Annotated in this window: 23 protein-coding genes; 8 read left to right on the top strand and 15 right to left on the bottom strand. The window is 73.7% G+C overall.

Annotation, left to right across the window (positions count from 1 at the left end):
• The first annotated feature begins 78 nt into the window (after nt 1–78).
• Nucleotides 79–468, top strand: a complete 390-nt coding sequence (locus tag FHS37_RS06900) for an STAS domain-containing protein (protein WP_184818143.1) — start codon at nt 79–81, stop codon at nt 466–468.
• On the opposite strand, the gene FHS37_RS06895 is transcribed toward FHS37_RS06900, so the two are convergent.
• Both FHS37_RS06895 and FHS37_RS06890 read right to left on the bottom strand, forming a co-directional pair.
• Nucleotides 352–1,365 carry a sigma-70 family RNA polymerase sigma factor gene (locus FHS37_RS06895; RefSeq protein WP_184818142.1) on the bottom strand — a complete coding sequence of 338 codons (1,014 nt, stop codon included), beginning with the start codon at nt 1,363–1,365 and terminating at the stop codon, nt 352–354. The genes FHS37_RS06900 and FHS37_RS06895 overlap by 117 nt on opposite strands.
• A 383-nt stretch (nt 1,366–1,748) precedes the next feature.
• Nucleotides 1,749–3,065, bottom strand: a complete 1,317-nt coding sequence (locus FHS37_RS06890) for an MFS transporter (RefSeq protein ID WP_184818141.1) — start codon at nt 3,063–3,065, stop codon at nt 1,749–1,751.
• Between the two features lie 63 nt (nt 3,066–3,128).
• Here FHS37_RS06890 and FHS37_RS06885 point away from each other — a divergent pair, with 63 nt between their 5' ends.
• On the top strand, nt 3,129–4,082 hold the full coding sequence (locus FHS37_RS06885) for a LysR family transcriptional regulator (RefSeq protein ID WP_184818140.1): 954 nt from the start codon (nt 3,129–3,131) through the stop codon (nt 4,080–4,082).
• Between the two features lie 8 nt (nt 4,083–4,090).
• On the opposite strand, the gene FHS37_RS06880 is transcribed toward FHS37_RS06885, so the two are convergent.
• On the bottom strand, nt 4,091–4,852 hold the full coding sequence (locus FHS37_RS06880; RefSeq protein WP_184818139.1) for an alpha/beta hydrolase: 762 nt from the start codon (nt 4,850–4,852) through the stop codon (nt 4,091–4,093).
• 113 nt (nt 4,853–4,965) lie between these two features.
• Here FHS37_RS06880 and FHS37_RS06875 point away from each other — a divergent pair, with 113 nt between their 5' ends.
• Both FHS37_RS06875 and FHS37_RS06870 read left to right on the top strand, forming a co-directional pair.
• Entirely contained in the window at nt 4,966–6,123 is a 1,158-nt protein-coding gene (locus FHS37_RS06875) for an adenosine deaminase (RefSeq protein WP_184818138.1), read from the top strand.
• A 137-nt stretch (nt 6,124–6,260) separates the two neighbouring features.
• The gene (locus FHS37_RS06870; RefSeq protein ID WP_184818137.1) at nt 6,261–6,605 is read left to right on the top strand and encodes an ATP-binding protein; all 345 of its coding nucleotides are present in this window, start codon (nt 6,261–6,263) and stop codon (nt 6,603–6,605) included.
• An 81-nt stretch (nt 6,606–6,686) separates the two neighbouring features.
• Here the strand turns inward: FHS37_RS06870 and FHS37_RS06865 are convergent, their stop codons facing one another.
• The 5 genes from FHS37_RS06865 to afsQ1 all read right to left on the bottom strand — a co-directional run bounded on the left by FHS37_RS06865 (nt 6,687) and on the right by afsQ1 (nt 10,692).
• A complete protein-coding gene (locus tag FHS37_RS06865; protein ID WP_184818136.1) occupies nt 6,687–6,887 on the bottom strand; it encodes a PspC domain-containing protein in 201 nt (66 codons plus the stop codon).
• A 60-nt stretch (nt 6,888–6,947) separates the two neighbouring features.
• Nucleotides 6,948–7,529 carry a VanZ family protein gene (locus FHS37_RS06860; protein ID WP_184818135.1) on the bottom strand — a complete coding sequence of 194 codons (582 nt, stop codon included), beginning with the start codon at nt 7,527–7,529 and terminating at the stop codon, nt 6,948–6,950.
• A gap of 120 nt (nt 7,530–7,649) precedes the next feature.
• A complete protein-coding gene (locus FHS37_RS06855) occupies nt 7,650–8,351 on the bottom strand; it encodes a hypothetical protein (RefSeq protein ID WP_229889798.1) in 702 nt (233 codons plus the stop codon).
• On the bottom strand, nt 8,351–10,018 hold the full coding sequence (locus FHS37_RS06850; RefSeq protein ID WP_184818134.1) for an ATP-binding protein: 1,668 nt from the start codon (nt 10,016–10,018) through the stop codon (nt 8,351–8,353). The genes FHS37_RS06855 and FHS37_RS06850 overlap by 1 nt, the downstream gene beginning before the upstream one ends.
• A complete protein-coding gene (afsQ1, locus tag FHS37_RS06845; protein WP_006133375.1) occupies nt 10,015–10,692 on the bottom strand; it encodes a two-component system response regulator AfsQ1 in 678 nt (225 codons plus the stop codon). The genes FHS37_RS06850 and afsQ1 overlap by 4 nt, the downstream gene beginning before the upstream one ends.
• A 241-nt stretch (nt 10,693–10,933) precedes the next feature.
• Here afsQ1 and FHS37_RS06840 point away from each other — a divergent pair, with 241 nt between their 5' ends.
• Nucleotides 10,934–11,671, top strand: a complete 738-nt coding sequence (locus FHS37_RS06840; protein ID WP_184818133.1) for a SigE family RNA polymerase sigma factor — start codon at nt 10,934–10,936, stop codon at nt 11,669–11,671.
• Between the two features lie 249 nt (nt 11,672–11,920).
• On the opposite strand, the gene FHS37_RS06835 is transcribed toward FHS37_RS06840, so the two are convergent.
• Nucleotides 11,921–12,562, bottom strand: a complete 642-nt coding sequence (locus FHS37_RS06835) for a uridine kinase family protein (protein WP_184818132.1) — start codon at nt 12,560–12,562, stop codon at nt 11,921–11,923.
• A 127-nt stretch (nt 12,563–12,689) separates the two neighbouring features.
• On the opposite strand from FHS37_RS06835, the gene FHS37_RS06830 reads away from it, so the two are divergent.
• The gene (locus FHS37_RS06830) at nt 12,690–13,097 is read left to right on the top strand and encodes a hypothetical protein (protein ID WP_184818131.1); all 408 of its coding nucleotides are present in this window, start codon (nt 12,690–12,692) and stop codon (nt 13,095–13,097) included.
• A gap of 120 nt (nt 13,098–13,217) precedes the next feature.
• On the opposite strand, the gene FHS37_RS06825 is transcribed toward FHS37_RS06830, so the two are convergent.
• Genes FHS37_RS06825 through deoC form a run of 3 tightly spaced genes read right to left on the bottom strand, consistent with a single transcriptional unit; the run spans nt 13,218 to nt 16,514 of the window.
• Nucleotides 13,218–14,105 carry an aldehyde dehydrogenase family protein gene (locus tag FHS37_RS06825; RefSeq protein WP_184818130.1) on the bottom strand — a complete coding sequence of 296 codons (888 nt, stop codon included), beginning with the start codon at nt 14,103–14,105 and terminating at the stop codon, nt 13,218–13,220.
• Nucleotides 14,098–15,543: an aldehyde dehydrogenase family protein gene (locus FHS37_RS06820; RefSeq protein ID WP_184818794.1), complete on the bottom strand. Its 1,446-nt coding sequence runs from the start codon at nt 15,541–15,543 to the stop codon at nt 14,098–14,100. The genes FHS37_RS06825 and FHS37_RS06820 overlap by 8 nt, the downstream gene beginning before the upstream one ends.
• An 11-nt stretch (nt 15,544–15,554) precedes the next feature.
• Nucleotides 15,555–16,514: a deoxyribose-phosphate aldolase gene (deoC, locus tag FHS37_RS06815; RefSeq protein ID WP_184818792.1), complete on the bottom strand. Its 960-nt coding sequence runs from the start codon at nt 16,512–16,514 to the stop codon at nt 15,555–15,557.
• A gap of 133 nt (nt 16,515–16,647) precedes the next feature.
• Between deoC and FHS37_RS06810 the strand changes: the two genes are divergently transcribed.
• Nucleotides 16,648–17,400: a PH domain-containing protein gene (locus tag FHS37_RS06810; protein ID WP_184818129.1), complete on the top strand. Its 753-nt coding sequence runs from the start codon at nt 16,648–16,650 to the stop codon at nt 17,398–17,400.
• 160 nt (nt 17,401–17,560) lie between these two features.
• Here the strand turns inward: FHS37_RS06810 and FHS37_RS06805 are convergent, their stop codons facing one another.
• From FHS37_RS06805 to FHS37_RS06795, 3 genes are all read right to left on the bottom strand, one after another.
• Complete coding sequence (locus tag FHS37_RS06805; protein WP_184818128.1) at nt 17,561–19,192, bottom strand: phospho-sugar mutase; 1,632 nt, start codon at nt 19,190–19,192, stop codon at nt 17,561–17,563.
• A gap of 351 nt (nt 19,193–19,543) precedes the next feature.
• Nucleotides 19,544–20,368, bottom strand: coding sequence for a purine-nucleoside phosphorylase (locus tag FHS37_RS06800; protein WP_184818127.1), 825 nt, complete (start codon nt 20,366–20,368; stop codon nt 19,544–19,546).
• A 103-nt stretch (nt 20,369–20,471) separates the two neighbouring features.
• Nucleotides 20,472–20,939 (bottom strand): gamma-glutamylcyclotransferase family protein, encoded by a 468-nt coding sequence (locus FHS37_RS06795; RefSeq protein WP_184818126.1) that lies wholly within the window; start codon nt 20,937–20,939, stop codon nt 20,472–20,474.
• 95 nt (nt 20,940–21,034) lie between these two features.
• Here FHS37_RS06795 and FHS37_RS06790 point away from each other — a divergent pair, with 95 nt between their 5' ends.
• A complete protein-coding gene (locus FHS37_RS06790; RefSeq protein WP_184818125.1) occupies nt 21,035–22,483 on the top strand; it encodes an NAD(P)H-quinone dehydrogenase in 1,449 nt (482 codons plus the stop codon).
• Nucleotides 22,484–22,573 lie beyond the last annotated feature (90 nt).

The following is a 22,573-nucleotide window of genomic DNA, read 5'->3' as shown; positions in this document are numbered from 1 at the left end:
CACCCTCCGCGGAAGGGCGCGCCCGGTCAATGTGATCCTCACGGCACCCGCCGCGACCTGCGCGGACCGGTCCCCGCGATGAGTTCCGCGACCCGGCCCGGTCTACCGGTCGTGGACGCCATGACACCGCCCGTACTCGTGCTGCACGGACCCGTCACCCGGAACGAGGTGAGCGGGCCCTGCGACGCGCTGCGCGCGCTGCTGGACGACAGCGGGGCCGGCGCGGTCGTGGTGTGTGACGTGGGCGGGCTCGGACCACCCGGACTCGCCGCCGTGAACCTGCTCGCGCGGCTCCAGCTCACGGCACGGCGGGCCGGGGGCCGGATCCGGCTGCGCGACCCCTCGCCGGCCCTACGCGCCCTGCTCGACCTGGTCGGCCTCCGCTTCGAGACGGAGGGGCAGCCCGAACAGCGGGAACCACCGCTGGGTGTCCAGGAAGCAGTGGAACCCGGTGATCCGGTCGTCTGAGATCTCCAGCACCTGGATCGCCCACGGGACGAAGCCGCCGGCCTCCGGATCGGGCTTGTACTGCGCGAACCCGGGCAGCCCGTTGACCTGGACCGGCACCAGCCGCGAACCCGCGCAGGGGGCGCCCAGCGTCGTCATGAAGCCCGTGATGTCGTCGGCGCCGGTCAGCCACAGGTCGAACGGCGGCATCGTCATGACGGCGTCCTCGTGCAGCAGCGCGGTCAGCGCCGACATGTCGTACCCCTCGAACGCCGCCACGTAGCGCTCGAGCAGCTTCTGCTGCTCCTCGTCCAGCGGGTCGGAGACCGACGCGTCGGCGCCCGGCTGCTGCCGCTCGGCGAGCGTCGCCCGGGCCCGCTGGAGCGCGCTGTTGACCGAGGCGACCGAGGTGCCGAGCAGCTCGGCGACCTCGCTCGCCTTCCAGGCCAGCACCTCGCGCAGGATCAGCACCGCCCGCTGCTTGGCCGGCAGCTGCTGCAGCGCGGCCATGAAGGCGAGCCGCACCGACTCCTTGGCGACCGCCGCCTCCGCCGGGTCGTCCGTCGTGGGCAGCACGCGCGCGTCCGGCACCGGCTCGAGCCAGGTGTTGTCCGGACGCGGGGAGAGGGCCGCCCGGGCGAGCGGGGTGGACTCCGTCAGGTCCATCGGCCGGGCGCGCTTGTTGCCGGCCGTCAGCATGTCCAGGCAGACGTTGGTCGCGATGCGGTACAGCCAGGAGCGCAGGCTGGAGCGGCCCTCGAACTTGTCGAAGCTGCGCCAGGCGCGGATCATCGTGTCCTGCACCGCGTCCTCCGCCTCGAAGGAGGAGCCGAGCATCCGGTAGCAGTACCCGGTCAGTTCGACCCGGTGCGCCTCCAGCCTGGCGTCCAGGTCCGTCGCAGTCGCCGTGTCGCTCATCGTCCGCCCACCCCTGTGGCCATTCCCGTCGTGCGCGTCTTCGCGCCTCGCACTTCGGAAGCTACCGCACGGCACTGACAACGGCCCGCAAACGCGGGAACGGGCAGTTCGAGGGGGGTGCGCCACCCGCGGAGCGCCCGGCGGCGCAGCCCTCCCGCCGCCGACCGGGCGTCTTCGGGGGCTTCGTCCGCAGCGGCCCGGTCGACTGCCGACGGCGCTCGCCACCGGGCGTGACGCCACGCTCGCGTCCGACCGCCCGCCGGGCGGTGGGGCATCGACCGCGCCCCGCACCCACGTGGTCGGGCGCCGCCCCGCGACCGGTCCACCGGCGTGGTCGGAACCGTGCCTCCGGGCGCCTCCCGCGCGGGACGGCCGGAGCGGCGTCACCGGACGGAGCCCGACGGCTCCACCACGCGGTGCCGCGAGCGCGCCGCCCGCGTGCCCAGCAGCGTGACCGCCGCGACCCCGGCCACCGCCACCAGGCCGACGCCCACCGTCCCGGCCCAGCCGCCCGAGTGGAAGGCGAGCGCGCCGACCGTGCTGCCCGCGCTGGAGCCGACGTAGTAGGCGGACTGGTACAGCGCGGAGGCCTGGGCGCGGCCCTCGGTGGCCGTCCTGCCGACCGCCGAGGACGCCACCGCGTGTCCCGCGAAGAAGCCCGCCGTGATCAGCACCAGGCCCGACAGGACCAGGGCCAGGGAGCCGCCCAGGGACAGCAGCAGGCCGGCCGCGGTGGTCCCGCCCGCCGCGTACAGCGCGCCCCGGCGGCCCAGGCGGCCCACCAGCCGCCCCGCCGCCGACGCCGAGACCGTGCCCACCAGGTAGACCAGGAAGACGGAGCCGACGATGCCCTGGGGAAGCGAGAACGGCGCCTCGGTCAGGCGGTAGCCGATGACGGTGTAGACGCCGCCGAACACCGTCATGAACAGCGCGCCGATCGCGTACAGGCGCCGCAGCAGCGGGTTGCCGAGGTGACCGCGGACCGTGCGGACCAGCACGCGCGGGCGCAGCGAGCCCGGCCGGAAGTGCCGCGGCGCCGGCAGCAGCATCCGGAAGGCCACCGCGCACGCCACCGCCACCACGCCGATCACGCCGAGGGCGACCCGCCAGCCCCACTCCTGGGCGACCCAGCCGGTGACGACCCGGCCGCTCATCCCGCCGACGCTGTTGCCCGCCACGAACAGCCCGATCGCGGTGACCAGCGCCCTGGGCGTGACCTCCTCCGCGAGGTACGCCGTCGCCGACGCGGGCAGCCCGGCCAGGGCCGCGCCCTGCAGCGCCCGCAGCGCCACCAGGGCGCCCAGCGACGGGGCGAAGGGGACCAGCAGTCCGAGGGTCACCGCGACGGCCAGCGAGGCCGTCATGACCGTACGGCGTCCGTAGCGCTCCGACAGCGCGCTCATCGGCAGCACGAACAGCGCCAGGCCGCCGGTCGCCGCCGCCACCGTCCAGCTCGCGTCGCCCGCGCTCACGGCGAAGTCGGCGGAGACCAGCGGCAGCAGGGCCTGGGTGGAGTACAGCAGCGCGAAGGTCGCGACACCCGCGAGGAACAGGGCGAGACTCATCCGGCGGTAACCGGGGCCGCCCGGGGACATCCGGGACTCGGGGCATGCCGGGGGCGGGGGGACGGGCCTCGGGGACGGGGAGACGGACGGGACGGCGCCCACGCTGGTGGACGCCCCGGTACTGGCGGGAGTCATGCCTCGAAGCTACGGAGGCCCGCGCTCATCCGTCCAATGCATGGAATCGGCATAATCGTTCCCATGGTGCATCAGCAGAGCTCACAGGGTCGCCTGTCACCGTCCGGTGACACACGAGACATGGTGATGTTGCTGGCGCCGCGCCTCGCCCACTTCGCCGGCGTGGCCCGCACCGAGCACGTCACGCGCGCCGCCCAGGAGATGCAGGTGCCGCAGTCCACCCTCTCCCGGTCCCTGGTCCGGCTCGAGGAGGACCTGGGCGTCGACCTGTTCGCCCGCCACGGCCGCACCGTCTCCCTCACCCCGGCCGGCCGCACCTTCCTCGCCTCCGTCGAGCGGGCCCTCGCCGAGGTCGGACGCGCCGCCGAGGAGGTCCGCGCCGACGCCGACCCCGCCACCGGCAAGGTCGCCTTCGGGTTCCTGCACACCATGGGGGCCGAGACCGTGCCGGGCCTGCTGCACGCCTTCCGCGCCGACCATCCGCGCATCCGCTTCAGCCTCGTCCAGAACTACGGCGAGGCCATGCTGGAGCGCCTCCGCGCGGGCGAACTCGACCTGTGCCTGACCTCCCCGGTGCCGGACGCCCCCGACCTCGTCGCCCGCCGCCTCGACGAGCAGAAGCTGCGCCTGGTCGTCCCCGCCGACCACCGCCTCGCGGGCCGCCGCCGCATCCGCCTCGCGGAGGCCGCCGACGACACCTTCGTGACCCTGGAACCCGGCTACGGCCTGCGCCGCATCACCGACGACCTCTGCGCACAGGCCGGGTTCAGGCCCCGTATCGCCTTCGAGGGCGAGGAGGCCGAGACCCTGCGCGGTCTGGTGGCCGCGGGCCTGGGCGTCGCCCTCCTGCCGCCGCCGGCCGTCCCCCGGCCCGGGGTCGTGGAGTTGAGCGTCACGGCGCCGAAGGCGGCCCGGGAGATCGGCGTGGCCTGGCTGGCGGGCCGCCCGGACACGCCTCCGGTGGCGGCCTTCAAGAAGTTCCTGCTCTCCAAGAGGGGCACCCTGCTCCCGGACTGACCGCGCCCCTACCGCCGCAACGACTTCCCGAACCCCGCCGCGAGCGGCATCCGCAGCCCCAGCGGCGGCGGTGCCGCCAGGGCGTCCTGCACCGGCCGCGAGAACGCCCGCCCGAACAGCGTCCCCATCACGAAGTCCTCGGCCAGCGCCAGCACTTCGTCCCGGTACTGGGACAACCCGTGGCCGTCGGCGTGCACTTCGAAGCGGCACACGTCCCGGTTCGCCTTCTTCGCCCGTGCCGCCAGCCGGAACGACAGTTCCGGATCGGTCCGCGCGTCGTTCGTGCCGTGCACGATCAGCACCCGCCGCCCGGCGAGCTGTTTCACCGGTTCGGGTGGCGCCGCCACGTCCTCCTCGGGCAGCCAGGGGGCCAGCGCCAGCACGGAGTCGACGGCCTCGTGACCGCCCGCGCGCAGCGCGGCCCGGCCGCCCATGCCGAGACCGGCCAGGCAGACGGGGACGTCACCGTAGCGCCGCACGGCCTCGTCGGCGGCCCAGGCGGCGTCGCGCGCCAGGTGCGCCTCACTGCCGTTCCAGCCCCGGTAGCGGTAGTGGACGACATGGGCGGCGAGGCCCTCGCCCCGGCCCGCGCGGGTGAGACGGCGCCCCAGGGCGCGTACGGAGGCGGCCGCCACCAGGGGGGACGGCCGGCGGCCGGAGACCTCGTCGCCGCCGGGGAGCAGCAGCACCACGCCGCTCACCGCCGTCGGCTCCGGGCCGAGTGCCCTCCCCAGCCGGGCCCTGCGAACCGGCGTCGCTTGCTGTGCCATGGCAGAACAGTGTCAGAAGCGCACGTGTACGCCACCCGTCCGTGCGGTCACCGTTACATATCGGCGGATGCGCACACCGGGTGATCTACGCGCGTAGGAGTTAGAGTGCGGAAATGACGAGCCAGACCATCGCGAACACCCCGACCACGGACCAGATCCGCCGGGCGCCCAAGGTCCTGCTGCACGACCACCTCGACGGCGGACTGCGCCCCGGCACCGTCGTCGACCTGGCCCGGGAGACCGGCTACGCCGGCCTCCCCGAGACCGACCCCGGCAAGCTCGCCCTCTGGTTCCACCAGGCCGCCGACTCCGGCTCCCTGGAGCGGTACCTGGAGACGTTCTCGCACACCGTCGGGGTCATGCAGACCCGCGAGGCCCTGGTCCGGGTCGCCGCCGAGTGCGCCGAGGACCTCGCCGAGGACGGTGTCGTCTACGCCGAGGTGCGCTACGCCCCCGAGCAGCACCTCGAGGGCGGGCTGAGCCTCGAAGAGGTCGTCGAGGCCGTCAACGAGGGCTTCCGCCAGGGGGAGCGGCGCGCGAGGGAGAACGGCCACCGCATCCGCGTCGGCGCCCTGCTCACCGCGATGCGGCACGCCGCCCGCGCCCTGGAGATCGCCGAACTCGCCAACCGCTACCGGGACCTGGGCGTCGTCGGCTTCGACATCGCGGGCGCCGAGGCCGGTCACCCGCCCACCCGGCACCTCGACGCCTTCGAGTACCTCAAGCGGGAGAACAACCACTTCACCATCCACGCCGGCGAGGCGTTCGGGCTGCCGTCCATCTGGCAGGCCCTGCAGTGGTGCGGCGCCGACCGGCTCGGGCACGGGGTGCGCATCATCGACGACATCCAGGTCCACGAGGACGGGTCCGTGAAGCTCGGCCGGCTCGCCTCCTACGTCCGCGACAAGCGCGTCCCGCTGGAACTGTGCCCCAGCTCCAACCTCCAGACCGGGGCGGCCGCCTCCTACGCCGAGCACCCGATCGGGCTGCTGCGGCGGCTGCACTTCCGGGCCACGGTGAACACCGACAACCGCCTCATGTCCCACACCAGCATGAGCCGGGAATTCGAGCACCTGGTCGACGCGTTCGGTTACACGCTCGACGACATGCAGTGGTTCTCCGTCAATGCGATGAAATCAGCGTTCATTCCTTTCGATGAACGGCTGGCCATGATCAATGACGTCATCAAGCCCGGTTACGCCGAGCTGAAATCCGAATGGCTGTTCCGGCAGACCGCTTCCACCAGCGATTCCGCGGCGTCGGAGGGCTGACCGGGGCGTTCGTGGGCGGGGAATGTGCGGACGGCGTTCACCAACCGTCCGCATTTCCGTGTTTGCGGCGCCGACCGCCCCCTGTTTACGGTCGCAGCACCGCTCACATTCCGTACCCCATTTCGAGGACGCATTCCATGAAGCAGTCTGCTGCCAAGACCCTCGGTGTCGCCGCTCTCGGTGCCGCCTTCGCCGCGGCCGGCGCCGGCGCCGCCAACGCGGCCCCGGCCGTCCCCGGCGCCGGCCCGGCGCTGGACACCGTCACCCAGGCCGTCCCCGCGCAGAACCTCTCCGGTGCGCTGCCGGGCACCGACCGGGTGCTGTCGGCGGGACAGCACGTGGCCGGCACCGGTACGGCCGCCGCCCAGCCGGCCGTCGAGCGGATGGTTCCCGAGGTGCCGGCCGCCGGCCTGCTCGGCGGCCTGCCGGTGGCGGGACTGCCCGCGCAGGGCCTCGGCGTCAACGGGGTCCCGCTCGGCTGACCCGGCCGGGCGGACACACCACCGAGGGGGCGCTCCGGAATCGGGGCGCCCCCTCGGCTTCCTCGGCAGAGGCCGTACGGCCTACCAGGCGGTACGCGCCTTGCCCTCCGAGGGCAGCAGGATCCACAGCGCCGCGTACAGCAGGAACTGCGGGCCCGGAAGCAGGCACGACGCCAGGAAGATCACCCGCATCGTGGTCGCGGAGGTGCCGAAGCGCCGGGCCAGCGCGGCGCACACTCCGCCGATCATGCGGTTGTCGGTGGGGCGGACGGGGCGGCTCATCATGACTCCTCGGTGGACGGTGCGAGGCCTCCCGGCCGGCTGCCTCGTCTGCCCTCCACGTTACGGAGACGAAGGGGGCAAAGCATCACTCCACGGGGCGATCCCGACCCTGGGAATCGTCGGGGTCCGCCCCGGGGCAGGCTCCTCCTCGCGTACGGTCGCGACGGACCGCCGCTCCTCCCGGCGGCGCAGCCGGGAGCGGACCGCGGGCACCACGACGGCGTGCGCGAGCGCCGCCCCCGCGGTGTTCAGCAGCAGCGAGTCGACGTCCACGACCTGGCCGGGCACCGCGGTCTGCAGCATCTCGATGGCCAGCGACAGCAGGGCGGTCGCGGCCACGGTGCGGACCAGCGAACCCAGGGGCGACACGGCCAGCCGGCCCCCTGCCATCGGCAGCAGCACTCCCAGCGGCGCGAGCAGCGCCAGCCCCTCGCCGATCCGGCGGACCCCCGCCGTCCAGCCCAGCGCGAAGTCGGCCCGGATGCCGTCGAAGGGGTGCAGGTTGGCGGGCATCACCCAGGGGACGTCCAGGGGGCGCAGCGTGAACCAGGCGATGAACGTGAGGTACGCGGCCAGGAGGAGACCTCCCGTCACGCGGATGCGGATCCCGGCGGTGCCGCCGATGGGGCCTTGACGCTGCACGTCACCCTAGACGCGGCGGCCGGCGGGATCGGTTCCGGGATGTCACCCGTTCGCCGGGTGAGGCATGCGCCACAACCCGGCGCACCGCCCCCGCGCCACCGCCCGGCGCACCTCCCCGGCTCACTCCCCGGCGGCCTCCGCCGACGGGGGTTCCACGCTGCCCGGACGGGCCCGGACCTCGTCCGTGCACTTGTAGCGGCGCGGCGGTTCCCCGCCGGGGCCGCCCAGGATGACCGAGCCGTCGCCCTCGGCCGCCGCCGAGTCGGAGAAGGTGCACACGATCTGCCCGAGCGCGGAGGAGGTGAGGCTCCCCGGCGCGGTGCTCAGCCGCAGCGCGTCCTCGGGGTCACCGGGCCCGGGTCCGCGCACGGTCGTCCCGCCGCGCACGCTCGTCGTGTAGCCGGCCTCCCTCTCGGCGGCCGACGGCGGCGCCGAGAGCTCGTCCAGCAGTCCCTGCGCCACCGCCACGCGCCGCTCGGAGTCCGCCGCCCCGTCCGGCACCCGCACGGTCCGGTCGACGGCCACCAGCGACGAGCCGCACAGCAGGAACACCTGCACGGGCAGGCCCCGCGCCGCCTGCTTCGAGACGCCCGGCTCGGCCAGCGAGCAGCGCACCCGCGAGGGCGCCGGGCCGAAGTCGGTCGGCACCTCCGTGGCCCGTATCCCGCACCCGGCGAGCAGGGCGCCGAGCGCGGTGACGGCGAGCAGCCCCGGCAGGCGGCGTCCGGCCGCCCGGCGCACGACGGCCCGTCGCACGGTGGTCCGTCGTGCGGTGGCCCGACGGGCCGTCACCCGTCGGGCGGTCGTCCCGCGTACGTTCATCAGGAGTCCCCCTCGGTGCCCTCGCCCCTGGCGCCGTCGGCCTTCCCGGAAGGACTCTCCTCGTCCTCCCGCGCGCCCTCCGCGTCCGCGTCCCGTTCCGCGGGCGCGGACACGTCCCGCGGCAGCCGCAGGGTGAACACCGCGCCGCCCTCGGGCGAGTTGGCCGCGGTGATCTCGCCGCCGTGGATGTGGGCGTTCTCCAGCGCGATGGACAGGCCCAGACCGCTGCCCTCGGAACGCGGCCGGGACGCGCTGGCCTTGTAGAAGCGGTCGAAGACGTGCGGCAGGACGTCCTCGGGGATGCCGGGCCCCTGGTCCCGCACCTCGATGACCACCGCCCCCGGCCCCCCGGCGCCCTTCGCGACGCCCACGCCGTCCACGCCGTCAGGGCTTTCCCGCACCGACACCCGCACCGGCGAGCCGCCGTGCTTGAGCGCGTTGCCGATGAGGTTGGCCAGGATCACGTCCAGCCGGCGCGGGTCGAGCCGGGCGTGGATGCCGCGCTCGGCGTCCAGCTCGACCGCGTCCAGCCAGGCGCGCGCGTCGATGCAGGCGGTGATCTGGTCGGCGACGTCGACGTCGTCGAGGACCAGGCGGGCGGTGCCCGCGTCGAAGCGGGTGACCTCCATCAGGTTCTCGACCAGGTCGTTGAGCCGCCGCGTCTCGCTGACCACGAGCCGCACGGCCGGCTCGATCATCGGGTCGATGCCGCCGCCCTCGAACTCCAGTTCCTCCTCCAGGACCTCGGTCACCGCCGTGATCGCCGTCAGCGGCGTACGCAGCTCATGGCTCATGTCCGCCACGAACCGGCGGGACGCCTCGTCCCGGGCGGCCATGTCGGCCACCCGTTTCTCCAGCGCCTCGGCGGCCCTGTTGAACGTCCGTGACAGGTCGGCCAGTTCGTCCGTCCCCGACACCCTGAGCCGGGTGTCCAGCTTGCCCTCGCCGAGCCGCCGGGCGGCGGTCCCGAGCCGCTGCACCGGCTTCAGCACGGTCGTGGCCAGGGCCTGCGCGAGCAGCGCGGAGCCGATCAGCGCGAGGCCGGTGGCGATCCCCAGGGACCAGGCCAGCGAGTTGAGGTCCTTGGCCTCCGGCTCCAGCGACTTCAGCATGTAGCCGGTCGGCCCGCCGCCGATCAGCCGCGTCCCCGCCACCAGGTACGGGGTGTCGCCGTCGACGATCCGCTGCCAGTACAGGTGGTACGCGTACTCGTTGGTCGAGGTGATCTTCTGCCGCTCGGTGACCGCCTCGCGCAGCGAGGCCGGCACGTCCCGCAGCGAGAAGCCGTTCAGCCCGCCCGAGCTGCCGTACACGGTCCGGCCCTCGGGGTCCTCGGCGACGAGCAGCACGGTGAAGCGCTGACTGCTGTTCGCCATCTGGCCCGCGGTGTGCTGCAGCTCGTCCTGCGTCGGGTGCTCGGGCAGCGCGCCCGCCCGGTTCTGCATCTCCTGCTCGAAGCCGCGCAGCACCGCGTCCTGGGCGCGGGTGAGCACGGCCTCGCGGTTGAGCCAGTACGCGATCCCGGACGCGGACACCGCGGCGGTGAGCGCCACCAGCCCGAAGACGACGACCAGCCGCAGGCGCAGGCTGGTGAAGCGCAGCCGGGACCAGACTCCCCTGCGCGCCGCGGACCAGCCGCGGGACCCCCCTTGGTGCTCCTGTGTCACTGAGGCGGATCCAGCCGGTAGCCGACACCGCGCACGGTACGGATCAGCGTCGGGGACGACGGCACGTCCTCGACCTTGGCGCGCAGCCGCTGGACACAGGCGTCCACCAGGCGCGAGTCACCCAGGTAGTCGTGCTCCCACACCAGCCGCAGCAGCTGCTGCCGGGACAGCGCCTGGCCCGGCCGCCGGCTCAGCTCCAGCAGCAGCCGCAGCTCGGTCGGCGTCAGCTGGAGGTCCTCGCCGTTCTTCGTCACCGTCATCGCCGCGCGGTCGATGACCAGGCTGCCGAAGGTCGCCGAGTCGCTGGACTCCCGCTCCCCGCGCCGCAGCACCGCCCGGATCCGGGCGTCCAGCACCCGGCCCTGCACCGGTTTGACGACGTAGTCGTCGGCGCCCGACTCCAGGCCCACCACGACGTCGATGTCGTCGCTGCGCGCGGTCAGCAGGATGATCGGCAGCTGGTCCGTGCGCCGGATGCGCCGGCACACCTCGAACCCGTCGATGCCGGGCAGCATCACGTCCAGCACGATCAGATCCGGCCGCTGCTCGCGCAGCAGTTTCAGACCGTCCTCTCCGCTGGCAGCGGTCGCCACCCGGTGTCCCTGGCGGGTCAGGGAGAGCTCCAGGGCCGTACGGATGGCGTCGTCGTCCTCGATCAGCAACAGGGAAGGCACGGGCTCATTCTGGCCCATGGAGGCCTCCCTGTTCGACCCGTGGCGGGCAGATGCCCGTTGGGCCCGCATACGGGGGCTACGTGCACCGACGCCGGTGAAGGACCTGTGTCCGCGCTGTGACCGACCCCTGTGACACGCCTGTGACAGTCGGCGGACACGGCCATGAAGTCGCCCGGGCAAGCTTTTCGGCACAGGCAAGACAGCACGGAAACCACCGGAAGTCCACGACGGGGGGCGCGAGATGAACACGCTGCACGGCAACAGCACCAGCGCAGTGGTCACGCGCCTGCACGACGTGCACCGAGGTGGCGAGAAGTCCGGTGCCGTGAGCGGGCGGGGGTGCGCTCGCGGCACCGGGCGTCAGCACACCGCGTTCATGACGGTGGTTGACGCGCCCACGGGGGAGACGCACGGGGGAAGCGCGTACGGGGAGGACCCGGGGGAGCGCCGCTCGCTGTCGGAGGCGGAGTTCACCGCCTACGTCCAGGAGCGCCGCGCCTCCCTGTACGCCACCGCCTACCACCTGACCGGCGACCGCTTCGAGGCCGAGGACCTGCTGCAGAGCGCGCTGTTCTCGACCTACCGGGCGTGGGACCGGATCAGCGACAAGGCGGCGGTCGGCGGATACCTCCGCCGCACCATGACCAACCTGCACATCAGTGCCTGGCGCCGCCGCAAGCTCAACGAGTACCCGACCGAGGAACTGCCGGAGACGGCCGGCGACACGGACGCGATGCGCGGCACCGAGCTGCGCGCGGTCCTGTGGCAGGCGCTGGCCCGGCTGCCCGAGCTCCAGCGCACGATGCTGGTCCTGCGCTACTACGAGGGCCGCACGGACCCGGAGATCGCCGACATCCTCGGCATCAGCGTCGGCACGGTGAAGTCGAGCATCTGGCGGTCGCTCCGCCGGCTGCGCGAGGACGAGGTCCTCAGCTTCGGCCGTGACGAGGAGAACGCCTTCGGCGAGCTGGTCGCCTGAAGGTCCGGGGGGACCACGGGGGACCACGGGGGACCACGGGGGAACCGCGGGGACGCCGGAGGGGGGCGTCACCGGGGGGAACGGGGGCGGAGGGGGAACAACGAGGGGGTCACGGGGGACCCGGGGGGATCCACGGGGGGACACGGGGGACCCACGGGGGGCGTGAAGGAGCGGGACTGGAGGGCCGGGGGGTCCGTCCAGTCCCGCTCTCGCGTGCACGCGCCGACGTCACGTGCCGCCGGGCGGCTTTCAGGCGGGCGCGGTGGTGTCCGTCGTGGTGCGCCCGCCGGCCGCGGCGGCCGTCAGGCGGCCCAGTGCCTCGTCCCGGTCGCAGGCGTACGCGCCCAGCGCCGTCTGACGGGCGACGATCGACCGCTCCCGCCGCATCAGCCGCCAGCCGCGGCGCAGCAGGAACGGCACCGACTTGCGGCCCTCCTTCAGGTCCCGCAGGAAGCGCCGGCGGAACGTCGTCACCGGTCCGCGGCTCAGGCACAGCGCGTCGGCCAGCACCCCCAGCTCGCGGCAGCGGGTGACGATCTCCGCGGCGAAGATGCCCTCCGCGATGAACAGCGGGGCGGCGCCGATGTCGACGGTCCCCTCACCCGTGCGGGCGCTGAGCGAGATGTCGTAGACGGGGACCTGGGTGCGCCGCGTGCGGCACAGCCGGTCGATCGCGGCGACCGCGGTGTCCGCGTCCCAGGAGCCGGGGTGGTCCCAGTCGATGTCGGAGCTGCCCGCCACGAGCGGGAGCGTCGGGTCGTCGCCCTCCTTGTAGAAGTCGTCGAGGCGCAGCACGGGAAGACCGGAACGGGCCGCGAGGAGGGACTTGCCGGAGCCGGAGGGGCCGCAGAGCAGCACGACTCGCGCGGAGAGGGGCGACTGGGAACTCACGGAACACCAGTCTGAGGCATCGTCCGGACGGTGTACGCCCCGCGGTCCGGCTTTGAAGCGCGCGTCACACCTCCACTACGCTGCGCACCGATCCGATGACTCAGTGAAGGCAAGGGGTGGCGGAGCGATGGCCCGACACAAGGCACCCAGGACGCCGGCCGGCCGGCGCGCCCTGGCCGTCCTCGCGACCGCGGGAGCGGCGCTCGGGACGGGCGCGGCGACGGCGGCAGCGGCGGACTCCGGGGCGCTCCCGGGCGCGGTGGACACGGGCCGCACCTCGCTCGGCGCCCTCGACCCGCAGGCCGGTCTGCGGGCCGTGACCGGCTCGACCGCCCACGTCACGGGACCGGTCGAGGGCCTGAAGCCCAACCCGCTCGCCGGCACGGGCGTGGACCCGCTCGACAACGGCGTCGGCACCCGGGTCGCCGACTTCAAGCCGCTGGACTCGCGGGCGGTGACCGGCCCGGTCGCCCAGGCGCCGTCGGTCGGCGGCCTCCCGGTGGCCGGTCCGGCGACGGGCGTGCTGGGCGGTTGAGGCCGGCCGGCACGGCGTCGAGCGGCACGGAACGGCGGAGCGCCGTACCCCTCCCGGACGACGGGCGGGGCACGGCGCCCCGGCCGTACGGGGCGCGGTCGGCGGCGGGCCGGCGGCCGGTCAGTAGGCGGAGCCCGACGCGCCCAGCGACCCCGTCGGGTGCCAGACCGTCTTGGTCTCCAGGAACGCCGTCATCCGGTCCGTTCCCGGAGTGGCCGACCAGTCGTCCACAGGCTGTGGACGCAGGACGCGCTTGAGGTTGTCGGCCGCGGCGATCTCCAGCTCCCTGGCCAGCGCCTCGTCGGCGCCCGCGAGGTCGATCGCGTTGACGTCCTGGTGCGCGGCGAGCGGGGCGGCGATCTCCGCCGTACGGCCGGAGAGGATGTTGACCACGCCGCCGGGGAGGTCGGAGGTGGCCAGCACCTCACCCAGGGAGAGGGCCGGGAGCGGGGACTCCTCGCTCGCGACCACCACCGCCGTGTTGCCGGTGGCGATGACCGGGGCGACCACGGAGACCAGTCCGAGGAAGGACGACTCCTGCGGGGCCAGCACCGCCACCACGCCCGTCGGTTCCGGGGAGGACAGGTTGAAGTACGGGCCCGCGACCGGGTTCCCGCCGCCGACCACCTGGGCGATCTTGTCGGTCCAGCCCGCGTACCAGACCCAGCGGTCGATCGCCGCGTCCACCTGCTCGGCGGCCTTCGACTTCGACAGGCCCTCGGCCTCGGCGACCTCACGGACGTACTGGTCCCTGCGGCCCTCCAGCATCTCCGCGACGCGGTAGAGGATCTGGCCGCGGTTGTACGCCGTCGCGCCGGACCAGCCGCCGAACGCCTTGCGCGCGGCGACCACCGCGTCCCGGGCGTCCTTGCGCGAGGAGAGCGGGGCGTTGGCCAGCCACCTGTTCTTGGAGTCCGTCACCTCGTACACCCGGCCGCTCTCCGAACGCGGGAACTTCCCGCCGACGTACAGCTTGTAGGTCTTCAGTACGTTGAGTCGGTCAGACATCGAGGTACGCCTCCAGGCCGTGGCGGCCGCCCTCGCGGCCGAAGCCCGACTCCTTGTAGCCGCCGAACGGCGACGTCGGGTCGAACTTGTTGAACGTGTTGGACCAGATCACGCCCGCGCGGAGCCTGTTCGCGACCGCCAGGATGCGCGAGCCCTTCTCCGTCCAGACGCCCGCCGACAGGCCGTACGGGGTGTTGTTGGCCTTGGCGACGGCCTCGTCCGGGGTGCGGAAGGTGAGGACGGACAGCACCGGGCCGAAGATCTCGTCGCGGGCGATAGTGTGCGCCTGGGTGACGTTCGTGAAGAGCGTCGGGGCGAACCAGTAGCCGGCGGAGGGGATCTCGCAGGCCGGGGACCAGCGTTCGGCGCCCTCCGCCTCGCCCTGGTCGGCGAGCGCGGTGATCCGGGCCAGCTGCTCGGCGGAGTTGATCGCGCCGATGTCGGTGTTCTTGTCGAGCGGGTCGCCCAGGCGGAGCGTCGACAGGCGGCGCTTGAGCGCGTCCAGCAGCTCGTCCTGGACCGACTCCTGGACCAGGAGGCGGCTGCCCGCGCAGCAGACCTGGCCCTGGTTGAAGAAGATGCCGTTCACGATGCCCTCGACGGCCTGGTCGATCGGGGCGTCGTCGAAGACGATGTTGGCGCCCTTGCCGCCCAGCTCCAGGGTGAGCTTCTTGCGGGTGCCCGCGACCGTGCGCGCGATCTCCTTGCCGACGGCCGTGGAGCCGGTGAAGGCGACCTTGTTCACGTCGGGGTGGGCGACCAGCGCGGCGCCGGCGCGGCCGTCGCCGGTGACGATGTTGACGACGCCCCCGGGCAGGCCGGCCTGGCGGCAGACGTCCGCGAAGAACAGCGCGGAGAGCGGGGTCGTCTCGGCGGGCTTCAGCACCACCGTGTTGCCGGTCGCCAGCGCCGGGGCGATCTTCCACGCCAGCATCAGGAGCGGGAAGTTCCAGGGGATGACCTGGCCCGCGACGCCGAGGGGGCGCGGGTCCGCGCCGAAGCCGGCGTGGCCGAGCTTGTCCGCCCAGCCCGCGTAGTAGAAGAAGTGCGCCGCGACCAGGGGGAGGTCCGCGTCGCGGGTCTCCCTGATCGGCTTGCCGTTGTCGAGGGTCTCGAGCACGGCCAGCTCGCGGCTGCGTTCCTGGATGATCCGCGCGATGCGGAACAGGTACTTGGCGCGCTCGGCGCCCGGGAGCGCCGACCACTTCTCGAAGGCCCTGCGGGCCGCCTTGACCGCGCGGTCCACGTCCGCCTCGCCGGCCTCGGCGACCTCGGAGAGGACCTCCTCGGTGGAGGGGGAGACGGTCTTGAAGACCTTGCCGTCGGCCGCCTCGGTGAACTCGCCGTCGATGAACAGGCCGTACGACGGGGCGATGTCGACGATCGAGCGGGACTCGGGCGCCGGCGCGTACTCGAATGCGGATGACCGCTTTTCCATGGTCATGGTGATCAGTCCACCGTCACGTAGTCGGGGCCGGAGTAGCGGCCGGTGGCCAGCTTCTGGCGCTGCATCAGCAGGTCGTTGAGCAGCGAGGAGGCGCCGAAGCGGAACCAGTGGTTGTCCAGCCAGTCCTCACCCGCGGTCTCGTTGACCAGCACGAGGAACTTGATCGCGTCCTTGCTGGTGCGGATGCCGCCGGCCGGCTTCACGCCGACCTGGACGCCGGTCTGCGCGCGGAAGTCGCGGACCGCCTCCAGCATCAGGAGCGTGTTCGCGGGCGTGGCGTTCACCGCCACCTTGCCGGTCGAGGTCTTGATGAAGTCCGCGCCCGCCAGCATGCCGAGCCAGCTCGCCCGGCGGATGTTGTCGTACGTCGACAGCTCGCCCGTCTCGAAGATGACCTTCAGCCGCGCGCTCGTGCCGCAGGCCTCCTTCACGGCCACGATCTCCTCGTACACCTTCAGGTAGTTCCCGGCGAGGAACGCCCCGCGGTCGATGACCATGTCGATCTCGTCCGCGCCGGCGGAGACGGCCTCGCGGACGTCCGCCAGCTTGACGGCGATCGGGGCGCGGCCGGCCGGGAAGGCGGTGGCGACGGAGGCGACCTTGACGCCGGAGCCGGCGACCGCCTCCCTGGCCGTGGCCACCATGTCGGGGTAGACGCAGACCGCGGCCGTGGCGGGGGCCGTGCGGTCGGTCGGGTCGGGACGGACCGCCTTCGCGCCGAGCGCCCGGACCTTGCCCGGGGTGTCCGCGCCTTCCAGCGTCGTCAGGTCGACCATCGAGATGGCGAGGTCGATGGCGTACGCCTTCGCGGTCGTCTTGATCGAGCGGGTGCCGAGGGAGGCGGCACGCGCCTCCAGGCCGACCGCGTCGACGCCGGGCAGCCCGTGGAGGAAGCGGCGCAGCGTGCCGTCGGACGCGGTGACGTCACTCAGAGCGTGTGCGGGGGGTGCAGTGGTGGGCATGGTCACCAGCCGAGCATATCTACGCGCGTAGCGGCTGTACAGCCCCCGCGCTCGTTCCGTCCGGCCGCCGGCGGCGCCGGCCGGGCCCCACCGCGGAGGAGCGCTTCCGGGGGCGTCGTGCAGAATCGGGAGCATGACGACCCCTGACCCTCAGTCGCCTGCGCCGGAGCCCTCGAAGCCCACGAAGCCGTCGAAGGCCCCGCAGTCCCCGGCACCCGCGGCACCCGCGGCGCCCCGGTTCAAGGACCGGATCTACCGGTCGCCCGCGGCCCTCGTCGGCGGTGCGCTGCTGCTCGCCCTCGTCGGGTGGCTCGGCATCGACGCGGTGGTCACCGGGGAGGGCCGCACGCCGTGGCTGGCGCTCGCGGTGATGCTCCTCCTGGTGCCCCTGGTCGTCGCGTACACCCTGCGCCCCGCCGTCTTCGTCAACGACGACCGGCTGCGCGTCCGCAACCCCTTCCGCGTCATCGTGCTGCCCTGGGGACAGGTCGCCTCCCTGCGCTCCGGTTTCACCAACGAGGTCGTCGACGACTCCGGCACCAAGTACCAGCTGTGGGCCCTGCCCGTCTCGCTGCGCGCCCGCAAGAAGGCGGCGCGGGCGCAGGCCCGGCTGGACGCGCAGGCCGCGCGCGGTGAGCGCGGTGGCCGCCGGGACGGGCGTGACCCCGGTGTCGGCCTCGGCGTCCAGCTCGGCCGCGGGGGCGTCACCGAGGCGCCGAAGCGGGCGGAGACGGACCAGGCCATGGACGATCTGCGCAAGACGCACGAGGCCCGGGAGGGCGAGCCGTCGGCCCAGGGCGAGGTGACCGTGCGGTGGGCCTACGAGATCGCGGGGCCGGCGGTCGCGGGCGCCGTGCTGCTGGCGATCCTGCTCGCCGTGGGCTGAGCGCACGGCGGGTCCGCCCCGGGACCCCGCGCTCCGGGACGGACGGTGGGCATCGCTCCGGGGTGCCCGGTGGGGTACTGCTCAAGGGTGTCCGGTGAGGCCCTGCTCCGGGGCGCCCGGCGGGGCACCCCGGGGGCGGGCCGGGTGGGGCGGGAGCCGCTCAGATGCCGGCCGCCCGGGCCAGGTCCCGCTTGAGCGCGGTCAGCAGCTCCGCCGCCGTCGCGCGGGCCGCGGGGAGGCCGTCCCTCGCGGCGACCGGGACCACCACCTCCAGGTAGCACTTCAGCTTCGGTTCCGTGCCGCTGGGGCGGACGATCACCCGGGCACCGTCCAGGGTGTAGCGCAGGCCGTCCGTGGGCGGGAGCCGGTCCGTGCCCCGGGTCAGGTCCTCGGCGTCGGTGACCCGCAGGCCCGCCAGCCCGGTCGGGGGCTGCTCGCGCAGGCGGCGCATCGCGGCCGCGATGAGGGAGAGGTCCTGGACGCGGACCGAGAGCTGGTCGGTGGCGTGCAGGCCGTGCTCCACGGCGAGGTCGTCGAGGAGGTCGAGGAGGGTGCGCCCCTCCGACTTGAGCTCGGACGCCAGTTCCGTCAGGAGGAGCGCCGCCGTGATGCCGTCCTTGTCGCGCACGCCGTCCGGGTCGACGCAGTAGCCCAGCGCCTCCTCGTAGCCGTAGCGCAGGCCCTCGACGCGGGCGATCCACTTGAAGCCGGTCAGGGTCTCCTCGTACGGGAGCCCGGCCTTCTCGGCGACACGGCCGAGGAGCGAGGACGACACGATCGACTCGGCGAACGTGCCGGACGCCCCGCGGCGGACCAGGTGGGCGGCGAGCAGGGCGCCGACCTCGTCGCCGCGCAGCATGCGCCAGTCCGCGCCGTCCCTGACGGCCGCGGCGCAGCGGTCGGCGTCGGGGTCGTTGGCGATGACCAGGTCGGGGTTCGTCTCGCGGGCCTTCGCGAAGGCGAGGTCCATCGCGCCGGGCTCCTCCGGGTTGGGGAACGCGACGGTCGGGAACTCCGGGTCGGGGTCGGCCTGCTCGGTGACGAGGTCGGGGGCGGGGAAGCCGGCGCGGGCGAAGGCGGCGAGCAGGACGTCCTTGCCGACGCCGTGCATCGCCGTGTAGACCGTGCGGGCGGTGCGGGGGGAGTCCTCGGCCAGGACGGCGTCCGTGCGGGCGAGGTAGGCGTCCAGGACGCCGTCGTCGAGGGTCTCCCAGCCCTCCGTGGGGCGGGGGACCGTGGTGAGGGAGGCGACGGCGGCGATCTCGGCGGCGATCTCCGCGTCGGCCGGGGGGACGATCTGGGAGCCGTCGCCGAGGTACACCTTGTAGCCGTTGTCGCGGGGCGGGTTGTGGCTGGCGGTGACCTCCACGCCGGCGACCGCGCCGAGGTGCCGGACGGCGAAGGCGAGGACGGGGGTGGGGAGGGGACGGGGGAGGACGGCCGCCCGGAGGCCGGCGCCGGTCATGACGGCGGCGGTGTCACGGGCGAAGTCGGCCGACTTGTGGCGGGCGTCGTAGCCGATGACGACGAGGCCGTCGGTGTGGCCGTTCTTCCTCAGGTACGCGGCGAGGCCGGCGGCGGCGCGGATGACGACGGAGCGGTTCATGCGCATCGGGCCGGCGCCGAGTTCGCCGCGGAGGCCCGCGGTGCCGAACTGGAGGGTGCCGCCGAAGCGTGCGGCGAGCTCGGCGTGGTCCTCGGCGTCGATGAGGCGGGCGAGTTCCTCGCGGGTGTCCGCGTCGGGGTCCTCGGCCAGCCAGGCCTTGGCGCGTGCGATGAGGTCGTCTTGCACGGTCGGTCAGCCTCTCGTCGTGCGGGGTGGGTGTCTCGGGGGTGGGTTCGGGTGCGGGTGCCTGCGGCTCGGGTGCGGCTCCGGTGGGGGTGCGCGTGGCGCCTGCGGTGCGTCGTGGGCCGGGGCCGCGCCGGGGGGGTCCGTCCCCGGTCCGGCGCGGGACCGGTGACTCGACGGGGTGCCGGTGCCGACGCGCCGGCCGCTGCGGGCGGACACCCCGCCCCGTCCCCTCCCCGCCGCGGGCGGCCGGCGGGCGCCCACCGCCGTCCCGGGTTCCCGCCGTGCGCGGCTGTCGGACGCCCACGCCGTCCCCGTGCGCGCTCCGTGGCCGGCGGGGGACGGGTACCCGTTCTACAGGCGGCCCAGCACCTGGGCCAGCAGGGAGCCCATGCGGGTGGCGGAGTCGCGTCCCGCCTGGAGGACCTCCTCGTGGTTGAGGGGTTCGCCGGTCATGCCGGCGGCCAGGTTGGTGACCAGGGAGATGCCCAGGACCTCGGCGCCCGCCTCGCGGGCGGCGATGGCCTCCAGGACCGTGGACATGCCGACCAGGTCCGCGCCGATGACACGGGCCATGCGGATCTCGGCCGGGGTCTCGTAGTGCGGGCCGGGGAACTGGGCGTAGACGCCCTCCTCCAGGGTGGGGTCGACCTCCTTGCAGAGGGCCCGGAGGCGGGGGGAGTAGAGGTCCGTGAGGTCGACGAAGTTGGCGCCGACGATGGGGGAGGTGGCCGTGAGGTTGATGTGGTCGCTGATCAGGACCGGCTGGCCGGGGCGCATGCCCGCGCGCAGGCCGCCGCAGCCGTTGGTCAGGACGACGGTCTTGGCGCCGGCGGCCACGGCGGTGCGGACGCCGTGGGCGACGGCGGCGACGCCGCGGCCCTCGTAGTAGTGGGTGCGGCCCAGGAAGACCAGGGCGCGCTTGGCGCCGATGCGGTACGAGCGGATCTTGCCCCCGTGGCCCTCGACGGCCGGCGGCGGGAAGCCGGGCAGCTCGGTGACCTGGAACTCGGCGTCGGGGTCGCCGAGGGCGTCCACGGCCGGTGCCCAGCCGGAGCCCATCACGAGGGCGACGTCGTGGGTCTCGGCGCCGGTGAGTTCGCGCAGTCGCGCGGCGGCGGCGTCGGCTGCGGCGTAGGGGTCGCCCTGGATGTCGTCCGGAAGAAGAGATGCGTTCACGCGATGAGGGTATCCGGTATTCGCCTACGCGCGTAGATGTCGAAGCTCACGGGGCGGCGATCGTTGTCTCGTCGTTTCCGACGAGGTGTCCGTCGGCGTGCGCTCAGCAGGGGCGCTTGCGCAGCTCCATGACGTAGTCGTGGGGTGCGCCCGCGGACTCCGCCGCGTCGGCGATCTCGCCCAGGTGGCGGGCCGAGGGCAGACCGCCCTCGTAGGCGTTGAGCACGTAGGTCCAGGCCGGCTCCTCGCCGTCCAGGGTGTGGACGCGGACCCGGGTGCGGCGGTAGACGTCCAGGCCGACGCCCTCCCAGCGGTCCAGGGTCTCCTCGTCCATGGGGGCGATGTCGTACAGCGCGACGAAGACCTGGGCCAGCGGGTCCTCGACGAGGGTCGCCAGCGCGCCCTTCCCCGGCCCCTCGCCCTCGCTCAGGTGCGGGAGGCCCCAGCCCTCGCCCCCGAACGTCAGCCGCCACCCGTTCAGCCAGCCGGTGGCGCGCAGCGGCGAGTGCGGGGCGCGGCGGGACATCAGCCGCGCGTCGAGGTTGCCGGCGTACGCGGCGTAGAGCGACATGGGGGAAGGGTACGGCAGCGTGAACCGGGCCACTCCGGTAACGGCGGGGCCACGGGTGGGCCCCCGGGCAGTCGCACGGTGAAGTGTGCGGGACAATGGAGTACGTGACTCGGATCGTGATCATCGGTGGCGGACCCGGCGGATACGAAGCGGCGCTGGTCGCCGCGCAGCTCGGCGCGGAGGTGACCGTCGTCGACTGCGACGGTCTGGGCGGGGCGTCGGTGCTCACCGACTGCGTGCCGTCGAAGACCCTGATCGCCACGGCCGAGGTGATGACCACCTTCGACTCCTCGTACGAGGAGCTGGGCATCATCGTCGCCGACGACACCCCGCACATCGAGCAGGCCGCCCGGGTGGTCGGCGTGGACCTGGGCAAGGTCAACCGGCGTGTGAAGCGGCTCGCCCTGGCGCAGTCGCACGACATCGCCGCGTCCGTGACCCGGGCCGGGGCGCGGGTCGTGCGCGGACGCGGGCGGCTGGAGGGCATGCAGGCCCTCGACGGGTCGCGCAAGGTCGTGGTGCGCGCCGCCGACGGGACCGAGGAGACGCTCGTCGCGGACGCCGTGCTGATCGCCACGGGCGGACACCCGCGCGAGCTGCCCGACGCCCGGCCCGACGGCGAGCGGATCCTGAACTGGACCCAGGTGTACGACCTGAACGAGCTCCCCGAGGAGCTCATCGTGGTCGGATCCGGTGTCACGGGCGCCGAGTTCGCCGGTGCCTACCAGGCGCTCGGCTCCAAGGTGACGCTCGTGTCGTCGCGCGACCGGGTGCTGCCGGGCGAGGACCCGGACGCCGCCGCGGTGCTGGAGGACGTCTTCCGGCGGCGCGGCATGAACGTCATGGCGCGCTCGCGGGCGCAGTCCGCGAAGCGGGTCGGGGACCGGGTGGAGGTGACCCTCGCCGACGGGCGGGTCATCACCGGCTCGCACTGCCTGATGGCCGTCGGCGCCGTCCCGAACTCCGCGGGCATGGGCCTGGAGGAGGCCGGCGTGCGGCTGCGCGAGTCCGGCCACATCTGGACCGACAAGGTCTCCCGTACGACGGCTCCGGGCGTGTACGCCGCCGGCGACGTCACCGGCGTCTTCGCGCTGGCGTCCGTGGCCGCCATGCAGGGGCGCATCGCCATGTACCACTTCCTCGGCGACGCGGTCGCCCCGCTGAACCTGAAGACCGTCTCGTCGAACGTCTTCACCGACCCCGAGATCGCCACCGTCGGGTACACCCAGGCCGACGTCGACGCCGGCAAGATCGACGCCCGGGTCGTGAAGCTGCCGCTGCTGCGCAACCCCCGCGCGAAGATGCAGGGCATCCGCGACGGCTTCGTCAAGATCTTCTGCCGGCCGGGCACCGGCATCGTGGTGGGCGGCGTCGTCGTCGCGCCGCGCGCCTCGGAACTCATCCACCCCATCTCGATCGCGGTCGACAACAACATGACGGTGGAACAGATCGCGAACGCCTTCACGGTCTACCCGTCGCTGTCGGGCTCGATCGCCGAGGTGGCGCGCCAGTTGCACACCCGGAAGACGGGCGGCGAGGCCTGACGGGCCCTATACCACTTGACGCGGTGCCGTGCGAACAACTTCTGCTATTCAGCGCAAACTGCTGAAAGCAGACGGTCGCTGGCGTTACTG

Origin of the sequence: Streptomyces griseomycini, assembly GCF_014203535.1 — a bacterium.
Classification (GTDB): Bacteria; Actinomycetota; Actinomycetes; order Streptomycetales; family Streptomycetaceae; genus Streptomyces; species Streptomyces griseomycini.
Note: the sequence above shows the minus strand (reverse complement) of the source record. Positions and strands in the feature narration are given on the sequence as shown.

Bases quoted from the DNA above. Each gene is read 5' to 3' on its own strand.
- FHS37_RS06895 (WP_184818142.1), bottom strand. From the start codon at position 1,365: ATGAGCGACACGGCGACTGCGACGGACCTGGACGCCAGGCTGGAGGCG.
- FHS37_RS06830 (WP_184818131.1), top strand. From the start codon at position 12,690: ATGGCCCGACACAAGGCACCCAGGACGCCGGCCGGCCGGCGCGCCCTG.
- FHS37_RS06865 (WP_184818136.1), bottom strand. From the start codon at position 6,887: ATGAGCCGCCCCGTCCGCCCCACCGACAACCGCATGATCGGCGGAGTG.
- FHS37_RS06840 (WP_184818133.1), top strand. From the start codon at position 10,934: ATGAACACGCTGCACGGCAACAGCACCAGCGCAGTGGTCACGCGCCTG.
- FHS37_RS06820 (WP_184818794.1), bottom strand. From the start codon at position 15,543: ATGGAAAAGCGGTCATCCGCATTCGAGTACGCGCCGGCGCCCGAGTCC.
- FHS37_RS06875 (WP_184818138.1), top strand. From the start codon at position 4,966: ATGACGAGCCAGACCATCGCGAACACCCCGACCACGGACCAGATCCGC.
- FHS37_RS06900 (WP_184818143.1), top strand. From the start codon at position 79: ATGAGTTCCGCGACCCGGCCCGGTCTACCGGTCGTGGACGCCATGACA.
- FHS37_RS06855 (WP_229889798.1), bottom strand. From the start codon at position 8,351: ATGAACGTACGCGGGACGACCGCCCGACGGGTGACGGCCCGTCGGGCC.
- FHS37_RS06880 (WP_184818139.1), bottom strand. From the start codon at position 4,852: ATGGCACAGCAAGCGACGCCGGTTCGCAGGGCCCGGCTGGGGAGGGCA.
- FHS37_RS06885 (WP_184818140.1), top strand. From the start codon at position 3,129: ATGGTGCATCAGCAGAGCTCACAGGGTCGCCTGTCACCGTCCGGTGAC.
- FHS37_RS06870 (WP_184818137.1), top strand. From the start codon at position 6,261: ATGAAGCAGTCTGCTGCCAAGACCCTCGGTGTCGCCGCTCTCGGTGCC.
- deoC (WP_184818792.1), bottom strand. From the start codon at position 16,514: ATGCCCACCACTGCACCCCCCGCACACGCTCTGAGTGACGTCACCGCG.
- FHS37_RS06890 (WP_184818141.1), bottom strand. From the start codon at position 3,065: ATGACTCCCGCCAGTACCGGGGCGTCCACCAGCGTGGGCGCCGTCCCG.
- FHS37_RS06790 (WP_184818125.1), top strand. From the start codon at position 21,035: ATGGAGTACGTGACTCGGATCGTGATCATCGGTGGCGGACCCGGCGGA.
- FHS37_RS06795 (WP_184818126.1), bottom strand. From the start codon at position 20,939: ATGTCGCTCTACGCCGCGTACGCCGGCAACCTCGACGCGCGGCTGATG.
- FHS37_RS06810 (WP_184818129.1), top strand. From the start codon at position 16,648: ATGACGACCCCTGACCCTCAGTCGCCTGCGCCGGAGCCCTCGAAGCCC.
- FHS37_RS06825 (WP_184818130.1), bottom strand. From the start codon at position 14,105: ATGTCTGACCGACTCAACGTACTGAAGACCTACAAGCTGTACGTCGGC.